Here is a 13004-nt window from a genome sequence, read left to right as displayed (position 1 = left end):
CCAGTAGCGTCCTCGCCTGCTAATTGGAAGACCTGTTTGGCCAGGTCTACGCAGATGGTTGTGCAAAGCTCCACATCAGTGGAAGACAGGGAATCGTGTTTCGAACTATGCTTTTTCATGGTCTCGCCCTCGCTGCCGTTGGCTTCTTCGAACACCACCGTGGCACTGTGATGCCTCGGCGGGGGCGAGTCCATCGATTACAAAGCGGCGCGGCCCTGTGTAGGAGCGGGTTTACCCGCGAAGAGGCCGGCCCCGGCAATACCGATTATCGAGCTACAGCCCCTTCCCCAGGCCGCCCACCCACCACAAACCACAGCGGCCACAGCGCCAACGCCCCCGCCACCCCCGCCGCCAGGGCAAAATGCAGCAAGCTGGCACCGGCGCCAATCATCGCCAGCAGCGCTCCGCCAAGCCCCAGCAAGGCAATGGTGATCATCCCCAGCATGGCCGAAACCAGCCCCTTGCTCTGTTCGCTGGAGAACAGCGTCATGCGGTACAGCACCGCATTGGCCACGCCCAACCCCAGCGCATACAGCGACATGCCGGCCACCACACTGGTCACGCTCGGCCAGTACCAGGTCGCCAGCACCATCAGGCACAGGCCAGCCAGGTATGGCCAGAGCGCGCCACGCACCAGGGCTGGCAGCGGGTAGCGATCGGCAATACGGTTGATGATCAGGTTACCGAGGATCAGCCCGCCAAAAACCGGCAACTGCCACAAGGCATACTCCAGGGTACTCAACCCCTCATCGTGAATCAGCAGCACCGGCGACAGGCCAATCCAGCCAATCAGCGGCAATCCGACCAACCCAAGGGCGGCACTGCCTGCAACGAAGCGGCGGTTGCCCAGCAACTGGCCATAGCCCGCCAACAGTGGCAGCAGGTGAATCGGCGTGAACGCCAGCCGCGAGCCGTCACGGCGCTCCACGCCCAGGGTTTCCGGCATCAACCGGTACAGCAGCAGCCAGGCCAGCACCGCGCCGATGGCGAATGCCACGAACAGCCAGCGCCAGTCCAGCCATTGCAGCAGCAAGGTGCCCACCAGCGGCCCGAGCAGGGGCGACAGCAAGGCGATGTTGGCCAGCAGGGCCATCATGCGTACAGCATCAGCCTCGCTGAAAGCCTCGTTCAGGGCTGGGTAGCTGACGGTGACCACAAAGCCCAGGCCAATGCCCTGCAACAGACGCAACAGGTTGAACAGGCCGATGTCCTGGACCCAGAAGGTAGCCAGGCAGGCCAGGCCAAAGAATGCGCAACCGACCAGCAGCAGCGGGCGCCGTCCATAACGGTCGGCCAACGGGCCGATCAGCCATTGCAGTACCACGCCCCCCAGCAAGTACAGGTTGAGGGCATGGGGTATGAATTCGGGGCTGGCGTCAAGGTCGCTGACCACGACCGGCATGGCCGGCATGACCGCGTCGCTGGCCAGGTAGGTCAGCAGTTCGAACAGGGCCAGAGTCAGGCCGAACAGCAAGGCACGCAGAGGAGTGATATACAGCAGTGGTTTCATGATGGCGTATCGGGTGTGGCGGGCGGGGTCACGCTATATGCCAGAAATGGCTGGAAATTGCTGTGAGCAAGTGTAATCAGGGTCGGAAAAAGCTGGGGCCGCTTTGCGCCCCTTCGCGGGCAAGCCCGCTCCTACACAGAACACGCATGTCCTCGTAGGGGCGGGCTTGCCCGCGAAGGGGCGCAAAGCGGCCCCGGCTTGAACGCGACATTACTGCGTTGCAGTCTCCTGCACCACGCGAATAACCCGCTGCGGAAACGGAATGTCGATCCCTTCGGCCTTCAACCGGTCACGCGCATACTCGTTGAGCATGAACATCACGTCCCAGTAATCGGAGGTCTTGGTCCACAAGCGCAGCGATACGGTGATCGAGCTGTCGCCCAGCGTCGACACGACCGCCTGCGGTGCCGGGTCTTGCAGAACACGCGGGTCCTTTGCCAGTTCCAGCAACACATTGCGGGCCTTCTGCAGGTCGGCCTCGTAGTCAACGCCCACATCGAACACCACCTTGCGCGTCGGCTGGCGGTTGGTGTTGGTAATGATGCCGTTGGACAGGCTGCCATTGGGCATGATGACCGTCTTGTTGTCACCGGTGCGCAGCACGGTGTGGAAGATCTGGATACTGTCGACGGTGCCGGCAACGCCCTGCGCCTCGATCCAGTCACCGATACGGAACGGGCGGAACATCAGAATCAGCACACCACCGGCGAAGTTCGCCAGGCTGCCCTGCAAGGCAAGGCCGATGGCCAGGCCTGCGGCACCGATGGCGGCGACGAACGAGGTGGTCTCGATGCCGATCATCGAGGCCACGCTGACCAACAGCAGCACCTTCAGCACGATGTTCGCCAGGGTGCTGATGAAGCCCTGCAGCGCCAGGTCGGCGTTGCGCAGGCCCACCAGCTTACCGAGGCGGGCGCTGACCTTGTTGATGATCCACCAGCCGACCGCCAGGGTCAGCAGTGCCAGCAGCACACGGCTGCCGTATTCCATGATCAAGGGAATCCACGTCTGGGATTGGCGGACGAGCTGATCGACTTCAGCGTTCAAATCCATATTCATCTCCTGATGCCGAGCGGCAAGTACACGGTTGAACAGGCCGCGCGTGTTATTACGCAACCCCGGCCCCCATGGACATCATTTGGCCATCGGGGTTCCGGGCCACCCCCGCATCAGTCGCGGAAGTTGTTGAACTGCAGCGGCATGTCGAATTCCTTGGTGCGCAGCAGGGCAATGGCTTCCTGCAGATCGTCACGTTTCTTGCCGGTTACCCGTACCTGCTCACCCTGGATGGCGGCCTGTACTTTCAGCTTGCCATCCTTGATGGTGGCAACGATCTTTTTGGCCAGGTCCTTGTCGATGCCTTCGCGGAACTTGGCTTCCTGTTTCTTTTCCTTGCCGGAGGCGTAGGGGTCCTTGGTTTCCAGGCACTTCACGTCGATCTTGCGCTTGACCAATGCCAGGCGCAGGATCTCCAGCATCGCCTCGAGCTGGAACTCTTCCTCGGCGGTGAGCATCACGGTCTGCTCTTTGTCCTTGAACTCGAAGGTGCCTTTGCCCTTGAGGTCGTAGCGGCGGTCCAGTTCCTTGATGGCGTTGTCGACCGCGTTCTGCACTTCGTGCTTGTCCAGTTCCGATACCACGTCGAACGAAGGCATGGTTGTTCTCCCAAAATAAAAGCGCGCTCAGGCTGAAGATGGAGCGCGCTGGGTTTGAAGGTTAAAATGCGGGCTCATTATAACGGGTTGCGAAACGCATATGAGCAGCACCTGGCATATTCTCGGCGCCGGTAGCCTTGGCAGTCTGTGGGCCTGCCGGCTGGCACGCGCCGGCAAGGCTGTGCGCCTGATCCTGCGTGACGGGCAACGGCTGCAGGCCTATCAGCAGGCCGGTGGCCTGACCCTGGTCGAGCAGGACCAAACCCGGCGCTACGCCATACCGGCCGAAACGGCACAAGCGCAAGGCCCGATCCACCGGCTGCTGGTGGCCTGCAAGGCCTATGACGCTGCCCCGGCGATTGCCGGTGTAGCGCCACGGCTGGCCGAGAGCGCCGAAGTGCTGCTGTTGCAGAATGGCCTGGGCAGCCAGGATGAAGTCGCCGACCTGGTGCCTCACGCTCGCTGCATCTTCGCCTCCAGCACCGAAGGCGCCTTCCGCGAGGGGGACTGGCAGGTGCGTTTTGCCGGCCATGGCTTCAACTGGCTGGGCGACCCACGTAACCCCATGATCCCCGCCTGGTTCGATGACCTGCACGAGGCCGGTATCCCCGCAGAATGGACAGTAGACATACTGACCCGCCTGTGGCGCAAGCTGGCGCTCAATTGCGCCATCAACCCGCTGACCGTGCTTCATGATTGCCAGAATGGCGGGCTGCTGGGGCACCTGGGTGAAGTGCAGGCCCTGTGCGTCGAGCTGGCCCGCCTGCTGCGCCGTTGCGGCCAGCCGCAAGCAGCCGAGGGGCTGGAGGAAGAAGTGCAGCGGGTAATCCTCGCCACCGCAGCCAACTACTCTTCCATGTACCAGGACGTGCATGCAGGACGGCGCACCGAGTTGCACTACCTGCTCGGCCATGCTTGCCGCGCTGCGGGCCGTCATGGCCTGCAACTGCCGCAGCTGGAACACCTGCTGCAGCGCTTGGTCGAAAACCTGCGCGCGCGTGGTTTGCCCTGCGACTGACGCGGCCCTTCAACCGGATACGGACATTGCCTTGCCCATGACCTTGCGCCAACGCCTGGAAAACCTCCCGGTCGGGCAGAAGCTGCTGGCGGCCCTGCTGGTATTGCTGGTGACCATCTTGCTGATGGCCAACCTCACCTTCATCAGCGCCGCCTACTGGATCACCCAGGAAGGCATGGCGCCCCAGGCCATGCAGACCATCGGCCGGCTGGTGGCCAATCCTCAGCTTGCAGCCCGCGCCGGCGACACCCCGGAAACGGCCCGTGCCCTGCTCAAGGAACTGGAAAGTTACACACCGCTACGCGCCGCCGCGGTCTACGGTGGCGATGGCCGAATGCTGGCGCAGTTGCAGCATGGCGAGCCGCTGGCCCTGCCCAAGCGTTTTCGCAACATCGACGGCTGGCGCCTGATGGAGTTTCGCAGCACTCAGTTGATCCGCATCCCCCGCGATGCCAACCCACCGGCACATTTGCTGTTGGTAGCCAGCAGCGAACTGCCCACGGCCTTCTACACCGGCACACTCAGTGCCAGCCTGGGCATCCTGGTGTTCAGTGTCCTGCTATGGATCGTCATCGCCCGGCAGATCAAACGCCTGATCACCCAGCCGATCAACCAGCTTGAGGAGCTCAGCCGCCAGGTTACCCGCGAAGAGAGCTACGCCTTGCGCGCCCAGCGCGGCAACGACGATGAAATCGGCAGCCTGGCCGAGGCCTTCAACACCATGCTGTCGCGCATCGAGGCCCGCGAGCAGCAGCTCAAGAGCGCCCGCGACGAGTTCCAGAGTGCCTACGACCAGGCTCAGGGCCTTGCCGAAGAAACCCGCCACACCAACCGCAAGCTGGAACTGGAAGTACAGGTACGCAGCAAGATCGAGAAAAAGCTCACCGGTTTCCAGAACTATCTCAACAGCATCATCGACTCGATGCCCTCGGCACTGATCGCCCTCGACGAACAGCTTTACGTGACCCAATGGAACCACGAAGCCACGGTGCTTTCCGGCACGCCACTGGACGAGGCACTTAACCAGCCGGTGTTCATTGCGTTCGAGCCGTTGAAGCCGTTCCTCCCGCAACTGAAGGAAACCGTGGAAAAACATCGAGTGGCGAAGATCGAGCGGGTAACCTGGCCCAAGGGCGACGACCTGCGCCACTACGCCCTGACCTTCTACCCACTGACCGGCGGCGGCGGGCGCGGCGTGGTCATTCGTATCGACGACATCACCCAGCGTCTGTCATTGGAAGAAATGATGGTGCAATCGGAGAAAATGCTCTCGGTCGGGGGGCTGGCTGCCGGCATGGCGCACGAAATCAACAACCCGCTGGGCGCTATCCTGCACAACGTGCAGAACATTCGCCGACGCCTGTCGTCCGACCTGCCGCGCAACCAGGAACAGGCCGAAGAGCTGGGCATCGACCTGGCCACGATCAACCGCTACCTGGACAGCCGCGAGGTGCCGCAACTGCTCGACGGCATTCAGCAGGCCGGCGCCCGGGCGGCGAAGATCGTCACCCACATGCTCAGCTTCAGCCGCCGCAGCAACCGCCAGCTGGTGCCATGCGAGCTGCCGGCACTGATCGATCAGGCGCTTGAAATTGCCGGCAATGACTTCGATCTGGCCATCGGCTTCGACTTCAAGGGGCAAGCCATCGTGCGCCAGTTCGACCCCGACCTGGGGCCAGTCCCATGCACCGCCAACGAGCTGGAACAAGTACTGCTCAACTTGCTGAAGAACGCAGCCCAGGCCATCCACCAACGCCCGCAACCCAGCGAGCCCGGACGCATCACACTGCGCACCCGGCTAAATCCGCCATGGGCGGAAATCCAGGTCGAAGACAACGGCGTCGGCATGCCCGAGGCAGTGCGCAAGCGCACCTTCGAGCCGTTCTTCACCACCAAGGAAATCGGCCAGGGTACCGGGCTGGGCCTGTCGGTCTCCTACTTCATCATCACCAACAACCACAAGGGGCAGATGGAAGTGCAATCCACGCCAGGCCAAGGCACCTGCTTTACCCTACGCCTGCCCCTCACCCAGCCGGCAGCGGCGGTGCCGGCCAGAACGGAGCAATGACATGGGCTACCGCCTTTCGAAGATCTATACCCGCACCGGCGACAAAGGCGAAACCGGCCTGGGCGACGGCCGTCGGGTGCCCAAGGACCACCCGCGGATCGAAGCGATTGGCGAGGTGGACAGCCTGAACAGCCAGTTGGGGTTGCTGCTGGCGGGGCTCGCCGAGCATGGGCTGAATGAAGTGACCACAGTGCTGGCGCCGTGTCAGCACCGCTTGTTCGACCTGGGTGGCGAGCTGGCGATGCCCAGTTACCAGGCGTTGAACCTGGCAGAAGTGGAACGCCTGGAGGCGGCCATCGATGTGTGGAACGAAGAGCTGGGGCCGCTGAAAAACTTCATTCTGCCCAGTGGTTCGGCGCTGGTGGCGCAGGCGCATGTGTGCCGCAGTCTGGCGCGCAGTGCAGAGCGCCGGTGCCAGCAGTTGAATGCCATGGAGCCACTGGAAGGCGTTGGTCTGGCGTATATCAACCGGCTTTCCGACCTGCTCTTTGTGGCAGCACGGATCATCGGGCGGCGGCAAGGCATTGCAGAAGTGTTGTGGCAGCCCGCCCCCAAACCTGAAGGCTGATACTAAAGGGGGCTGCTTTGCAGCCCCTTGACTCAAACCTCGGGCCAGAACGCCCGGATCCCGGCTACACCCTGTGCCCCGGCTTCCCAGGCCTGCTCGCGCTCACTCGGCCCTACCCCACCCAGCAGGTAAACCGGCTTGTTGAACCCGGCAGTCAACCGCTGCGCCTCATCCCATCCCAACGGCACCGCCTCTGGGTGAGTCTGGGTCGCCTGCACTGGCGACAGGGTGACAAAGTCCACGCCCATCTGCTCAGCTAGCGCCAGCTCTTCGGCACTGTGGCAGGATGCCGCCAACCAGCGCTCCTTGGGGAACGGTCGGCCCCTGGCGGCGTACTTGCGCAGCTGCGCGGCCGTCAGGTGCCAACCGGCCGCCGGGAAATCACCCAGCCATTCCAGTGGCCCTTTCAGCATCAGCTGCGCCTTGCCCGCACACAGCCCGACCGCATCCACCGCCACGTCGCGGTACTTGGGGTCGTACATGTCCGGGGCACGCAACTGGATCAGGCGAATGCCATTGGCCACCGCCTTCTGGATGCCCTTGAGCAGCTGCGGCACCTCCAACCCATCCGGGGTGATCAGGTACTGGTCCGGCAGGCGCGCAGCGGCGACGATCGGTTTGTTGGCCTCGGGGAATTCGTACTGCGGCAAATCGCGCGGGGCAACCCATTCCAGCGGCTGGCCTTCGGCACCATGGGGTTCGCCAGTGAACGCTTCGACCTCGCGCACGTCCAGCAGCACCTGCTTGTCCGGGTAGTCATGGCTGACCTTGATCAGCGCACGCGACCGGCTTACCTCGATGCCCAGCTCCTCGCGCAGCTCGCGGGCAAGCGCTGCTTCGACGCTTTCGCCTTCTTCCACCTTGCCACCGGGGAACTCCCACAAGCCGCCCTGGTGCTGGGTATCGGCACGGCGTGCGATCAGAATACGGCCATCAGCACCGCGAATGACGGCCGCTACTACATGAATCCGTTTCACGCTTTACGCTCCTCCAGGCCTGCCTGTTGCCATGCCTGGAAGGCTGGCCACTGATAAATGGTCTCGATGTAGGCTGCCGCCTCAGCGGGGACTTCTACGCGGTAGGTGCGCAGGCGCACCGCCACCGGGGCAAAGAAGGCATCGGCCAGGCTTGGCTTGCCGAACAGGAACGGGCCGCTGTCCTTGGCCACCACGCGGCATTCGGACCACAGCGCGACGATACGGTCGATATCGACCTGCACGTCCAGCGGCACAGTGTCCAGCGCCTGGTCACGCGACAGGTCGAACGGCATGGCACCGCGCAGGGCGAAGAAACCGCTGTGCATCTGCGCGCAAGCCGAACGGGCCTGGGCGCGGGCGGCTGCGTCGGCAGGCCACAGCTGGGCGTCGGGGTGCTGTTCGTTGAGGTATTCGGCGATGGCCAGGGAATCGGCGATCACACCGTGCTCGGTCTTGAGCAGCGGCACCTTGCCGGTGGAGGAGAAAGCGAGGATGCGCTGGCGGGTATCAGGCTGGTTCAGCTTGATCAGAGTTTCTTCGTAGGGCACGCCAGCCAGCTCGAGGGCCAGGGCGCCACGCAGCGACCAGGAGGAGTACAGCTTGTCGCCGATGATCAGGTGATAGCTCATGGTTCGGCTCCATCAGGTTTGTCTTGCAAAACCCGCAGGCCGCTGCGCGGCCTTTCGCGGGCAAGCCCGCTCCTACAGGGACCGCACCGCTCCTGCAGGCATTGCAACACCTGTGGGAGCGGGCGTGCCCGCGAAGAGGCCTTCGGATCAGTAGATCAGGTACGGTACTCGGCGTTGATCTTCACGTACTCGTGGGACAGGTCAGTCGTCCAGATGGTTTCGCTGCACTGGCCACGGCCCAGTTCGATTCGGATGGTGATCTCTTCCTGGGCCATCACTGCCGAACCCTGCGCTTCGGTATAGCTCGGGCTGCGGCCGCCTTTGCTCGCGATGCAAACGCTGTCCAGGTAAACATCGATCAGGCTCACATCCAGCTCCGGTACACCGGCACGGCCTACGGCGGCGAGGATGCGGCCCCAGTTCGGGTCGGAAGCGAACAGCGCGGTCTTGATCAGCGGCGAGTGGGCCACGGCGTAGCCGACGTCCAGGCACTCCTGGTGGTTGCCACCACCGTTGACCTGCACGGTCACGAACTTTGTCGCGCCTTCGCCGTCACGGACGATGGCCTGGGCCACTTCCATGCACACTTCGAACACGGCCTTTTTCAGCGCTTCGAAGAGCGCGCCGCTGGCTTCGGTCACTTCCGGCAAGTCGGCCTTGCCGGTAGCGATCAGCATGCAGCAATCGTTGGTCGAGGTGTCACCATCGATCGTGATGCGGTTGAACGACTTGTTGGCGCCGTCCAGCATCAGGTCCTTGAGTACCTTTGGCGCCACCTTGGCGTCGGTAGCGATGTAGCCCAGCATGGTCGCCATGTTCGGGCGGATCATGCCTGCACCCTTGCTGATACCGGTAACGGTGACGGTCACGCCATCGTGCTGGAACTGGCGGCTGGCCCCCTTGGGCAGGGTGTCGGTGGTCATGATGCCGGTAGCGGCCTCAGCCCAGTTGTTCTCCGACAGGTTGTCGAGGGCGGCCTGCAGCGCGCCTTCGATCTTTTCGACCGGCAGCGGCTCGCCAATCACGCCGGTGGAGAACGGCAGTACCGACTCTGCCGGTACGCCAGCCAGTTCGGCCAGCTTGGCGCAGGTGCGCTCGGCGGCGGCCAGGCCTGGCGCGCCGGTGCCAGCATTGGCGTTACCCGTGTTGGTCAGCAGGTAGCGCACGGTGCCCTGTACACGCTGTTTGGACAGGATCACCGGCGCTGCGCAGAAGGCGTTGAGGGTGAACACGCCAGCCACGCTGGAGCCTTCGGCACAGCGCATGACCACCACATCCTTGCGCCCCGGGCGCTTGATACCGGCAGAAGCGATACCGAGTTCAAAACCCGGAACCGGGTGCAGGGTGGGCAAAGGACCAAGACCAACAGCCATTAGAGCGCTCCTAGAAAAAACGATGATGTCGAAAAAGGGGCCGCTTCGCACCCCATCGCGACACAAGGCCGCCCCCACAAGGATCGCGCCCGTTCATGGACGAGCGCGGTACCTGTGGGAGCGGCCTTGTGTTGCGAAAGGGCCGCAAAGCGGCCCCAGGCTTGTACAACGTAAGGTTCAGATCACTCGATCTGACCGTGGCAATGCTTGAACTTCTTGCCCGAACCACACCAGCACGGCTCGTTGCGGCCCAGCTTCTGGTCATTGCGTACTGGCGCCGAGGCTACCGCTACTTCGGCACCCTCCTCGCTCAGTTGCTCGCTTCCCAGGCCCGGTGCAGCGGCGTGCTGGAACTGCATGCGACTCGCCAGCTCTTCGGCCTCGCGGCGCAGGCGAGCTTCTTCTTCGGCCGGGTCTTCGCGGCGAACCTGTACGTGCGACAGCACACGGATGGTGTCGCGCTTGATCGACTCCAACAGCTCCTGGAACAGGCTGAACGACTCGCGCTTGTACTCCTGCTTCGGGTTCTTCTGCGCATAACCACGCAGGTGAATACCGTGACGCAGGTGGTCCATGGTCGACAGGTGGTCTTTCCACAGGTCGTCCAGTACGCGCAACAGAATCTGCTTCTCGAAGGTTCGCAAGGCCTCGAGACCGGCCTGGTCTTCCTTCTCGGTGTAGGCCGTGGTGATCTCGCTCAGCAGCTTCTCGCGCAGGGTCTCTTCGTAGAGGTGATCGTCCTCGTCGAGCCATTGCTGAATCGGCAACTTGATGGCGAAATCGCTGGCCAGCGAAGCCTCCAGGCCGGCTACGTCCCACTGCTCTGGCAGCGACTGCGGCGGAATGTGCTGGCTGATGGTAGCGTCCAGTACTTCCTTGCGGAATTCGACGATGGTGTCGCCAATGTTCTCGGCGGCCAGCAGGCTGTTGCGCATGTGGTAGATCACCTTGCGCTGCTCGTTGGCGACGTCGTCATATTCGAGCAATTGCTTACGAATGTCGAAGTTGCGGCCTTCGACCTTGCGCTGGGCTTTCTCGATAGCGTTGGTGACCATGCGGTGCTCGATGGCCTCGCCCGACTGCATGCCCAGTGCCTTCATGAAGTTCTTCACCCGGTCAGAGGCGAAGATGCGCATCAGGCTGTCTTCCAGCGATAGATAGAAGCGGCTGGAACCCGGGTCGCCCTGACGACCGGAGCGGCCGCGCAGCTGGTTGTCGATACGGCGCGATTCGTGGCGCTCGGAAGCGATTACATGCAGGCCACCCGTCTCGATCACTTGCTGGTGACGCTTCTGCCAATCGGCCTTGATCTGGGCGATCTGCTCGGCTGTCGGGTTTTCCAGGGCAGCCACTTCGGCTTCCCAGTTACCGCCCAGCAGGATGTCGGTACCACGGCCAGCCATGTTGGTGGCGATGGTCAGGGCACCTGGCGCGCCAGCTTGCGCGATGATCTCGGCTTCCTTCTCGTGATACTTGGCGTTGAGCACCTTGTGGTCGATCCCTTCCTTTTTCAGGAGGTTGGACATGTGCTCGGAAGTTTCAATGGTCGCGGTACCCACCAGCACCGGACGGCCCAGCTTCATGCTTTCCTTGATGTCGGCGATGATCGCGGCGTATTTCTCGTCAGCGGTCAGGTACACCAGGTCGTTGTAGTCCTTACGCGCCAGTGGCTTGTTCGGCGGAATGACCATCACGTTCAGGCCATAGATCGACTGGAACTCGAACGCTTCGGTGTCGGCGGTACCGGTCATGCCGGACAGCTTGGTGTACAGGCGGAAGTAGTTCTGGAACGTGGTCGAAGCCAGGGTCTGGCTCTCGGCCTGGATGTTCAGGTTCTCTTTTGCCTCGATGGCCTGGTGCAGGCCCTCGGACAGGCGACGGCCCGGCATGGTACGGCCGGTGTGTTCGTCGATCAGCAGAACCTGGCCGTCCTGGACGATGTACTCGACGTTGCGGTGGAACAGCTTGTGTGCACGAAGACCGGCGTAGACGTGTGTCAGCAAGCCCAGGTTGTGCGCGGAGTACAGGCTCTCGCCTTCAGCCAGCAGGCCCGCCTGGGCCAGCATCTCTTCGATGAACTGGTGACCGGCTTCGTTCAGCTCCACCTGGCGACTCTTCTCGTCGATGGTGAAGTGGCCTTCCTGGGTGACCTGGCCTTCGACCTCTTCGATGTGCTGGGTGAGGCGCGGGATCAGACGGTTGATCTCGATGTACAGCTTGGAGCTGTCCTCGGCCTGACCGGAAATAATCAGCGGGGTACGCGCTTCGTCGATGAGGATGGAGTCGACTTCGTCGATCACGGCGAAGTTCAGTTCACGCTGGAACTTCTCGTCCTGGCTGAACGCCATGTTGTCGCGCAGGTAGTCGAACCCGAATTCGTTGTTGGTGCCGTAGGTGATGTCGGCTGCATAGGCGGCGCGCTTTTCTTCCGGCGGCTGGAAGGCCGAGACGATACCGACCGACAGACCGAGGAATTCGTACAGCGGGCGCATCCAGTTGGCGTCACGGCGCGCCAGGTAGTCGTTGACGGTGACCACATGCACGCCCTTGCCGGACAATGCGTTGAGGTAGACGGCCAAGGTACCGACCAAGGTCTTGCCTTCACCGGTGCGCATTTCTGCGATCATACCCTCGTGCAGGGTCATGCCGCCGATCAGCTGCACATCGAAATGGCGCATGCCCATTACGCGCTTGCCGGCCTCACGGGCCACGGCGAAGGCTTCGGGCAGCAACTGGTCCAGTGTCTCGCCTTTGGCCAGGCGTTCCTTGAACTCTGCAGTCTTGCCCCGCAGTTGCTCGTCGGAGAGGGCCACCATCTTCTCTTCGAAGGCATTGACGATACTCACCGTCTTGAGCATGCGTTTGACTTCACGCTCGTTCTTGCTTCCAAAAAGTTTTTTTAACAAAGGCGCAAACATATCGGCAGGATCTTCCACACGTAGGGATGGAGGGCGGCCCCATGAGTCGCCCGTGCAGCCCATAGGCCGCATGCGAACGAGCATTCTACCCGGAAACGATGGTGAGGAAAGTGGTGGATTTCCACGATGCTGATACAGCGTTTTGGCGGGGGCCTGTTTTAGATAGGGGCATTTTCACTGAGTTCAAGGCTTGGCAACATGAAAGCTATCGAGAACCAGTCTTGTCTTTGGCTGCCTGTGCCGGCCCCTTCGCGGGTGAACCCGCTCCTACGAGGTATCGATAGCCCT

General features: G+C 62.5%; 10 protein-coding genes and 1 pseudogene. 3 read left to right on the top strand and 8 right to left on the bottom strand.

The window, feature by feature from the left end:
- The 4 genes and pseudogenes from ACF8O8_RS05290 to ACF8O8_RS05275 all read right to left on the bottom strand — a co-directional run.
- Positions 1 to 194: pseudogene (locus tag ACF8O8_RS05290) on the bottom strand (IS110 family transposase); the annotation flags it as partial.
- Positions 195 to 265: 71 nt separating this feature from the next.
- Entirely contained in the window at positions 266 to 1510 is a 1245-nt protein-coding gene (locus ACF8O8_RS05285) for an MFS transporter (RefSeq protein WP_392509330.1), read from the bottom strand.
- 210 nt (positions 1511 to 1720) lie between these two features.
- On the bottom strand, positions 1721 to 2563 hold the full coding sequence (locus tag ACF8O8_RS05280) for a mechanosensitive ion channel family protein (protein ID WP_003251892.1): 843 nt from the start codon (positions 2561 to 2563) through the stop codon (positions 1721 to 1723).
- 116 nt (positions 2564 to 2679) lie between these two features.
- Positions 2680 to 3165, bottom strand: coding sequence for a YajQ family cyclic di-GMP-binding protein (locus tag ACF8O8_RS05275; protein ID WP_003251890.1), 486 nt, complete (start codon positions 3163 to 3165; stop codon positions 2680 to 2682).
- Positions 3166 to 3265: 100 nt separating this feature from the next.
- Here ACF8O8_RS05275 and ACF8O8_RS05270 point away from each other — a divergent pair, with 100 nt between their 5' ends.
- Genes ACF8O8_RS05270 through ACF8O8_RS05260 form a run of 3 tightly spaced genes read left to right on the top strand, consistent with a single transcriptional unit; the run spans position 3266 to position 6819 of the window.
- Positions 3266 to 4183, top strand: a complete 918-nt coding sequence (locus ACF8O8_RS05270) for a putative 2-dehydropantoate 2-reductase (RefSeq protein ID WP_010952466.1) — start codon at positions 3266 to 3268, stop codon at positions 4181 to 4183.
- A 37-nt stretch (positions 4184 to 4220) separates the two neighbouring features.
- Positions 4221 to 6251 (top strand): ATP-binding protein, encoded by a 2031-nt coding sequence (locus ACF8O8_RS05265; protein WP_392509331.1) that lies wholly within the window; start codon positions 4221 to 4223, stop codon positions 6249 to 6251.
- Position 6252: 1 nt separating this feature from the next.
- The gene (locus tag ACF8O8_RS05260) at positions 6253 to 6819 is read left to right on the top strand and encodes a cob(I)yrinic acid a,c-diamide adenosyltransferase (protein WP_010952464.1); all 567 of its coding nucleotides are present in this window, start codon (positions 6253 to 6255) and stop codon (positions 6817 to 6819) included.
- A gap of 32 nt (positions 6820 to 6851) precedes the next feature.
- Here ACF8O8_RS05260 and ACF8O8_RS05255 read toward each other — a convergent pair whose 3' ends face one another.
- The 4 genes from ACF8O8_RS05255 to secA form a co-directional block, all read right to left on the bottom strand.
- Positions 6852 to 7796, bottom strand: a complete 945-nt coding sequence (locus ACF8O8_RS05255) for a Nudix family hydrolase (RefSeq protein WP_010952463.1) — start codon at positions 7794 to 7796, stop codon at positions 6852 to 6854.
- Positions 7793 to 8425: a glutathione S-transferase family protein gene (locus ACF8O8_RS05250; RefSeq protein ID WP_010952462.1), complete on the bottom strand. Its 633-nt coding sequence runs from the start codon at positions 8423 to 8425 to the stop codon at positions 7793 to 7795. Before ACF8O8_RS05250 ends, ACF8O8_RS05255 begins: the two co-directional genes overlap by 4 nt.
- A gap of 155 nt (positions 8426 to 8580) precedes the next feature.
- Positions 8581 to 9798 (bottom strand): bifunctional glutamate N-acetyltransferase/amino-acid acetyltransferase ArgJ, encoded by a 1218-nt coding sequence (gene argJ / locus ACF8O8_RS05245; protein WP_010952461.1) that lies wholly within the window; start codon positions 9796 to 9798, stop codon positions 8581 to 8583.
- 182 nt (positions 9799 to 9980) lie between these two features.
- Complete coding sequence (gene secA / locus ACF8O8_RS05240) at positions 9981 to 12716, bottom strand: preprotein translocase subunit SecA (RefSeq protein WP_392509329.1); 2736 nt, start codon at positions 12714 to 12716, stop codon at positions 9981 to 9983.
- Positions 12717 to 13004: the final 288 nt, after the last annotated feature.

Source organism: Pseudomonas sp. TYF_14, from assembly GCF_043105275.1.
Classification (GTDB): Bacteria; Pseudomonadota; Gammaproteobacteria; order Pseudomonadales; family Pseudomonadaceae; genus Aquipseudomonas; species Aquipseudomonas alloputida.
Note: the sequence above shows the minus strand (reverse complement) of the source record. Positions and strands in the feature narration are given on the sequence as shown.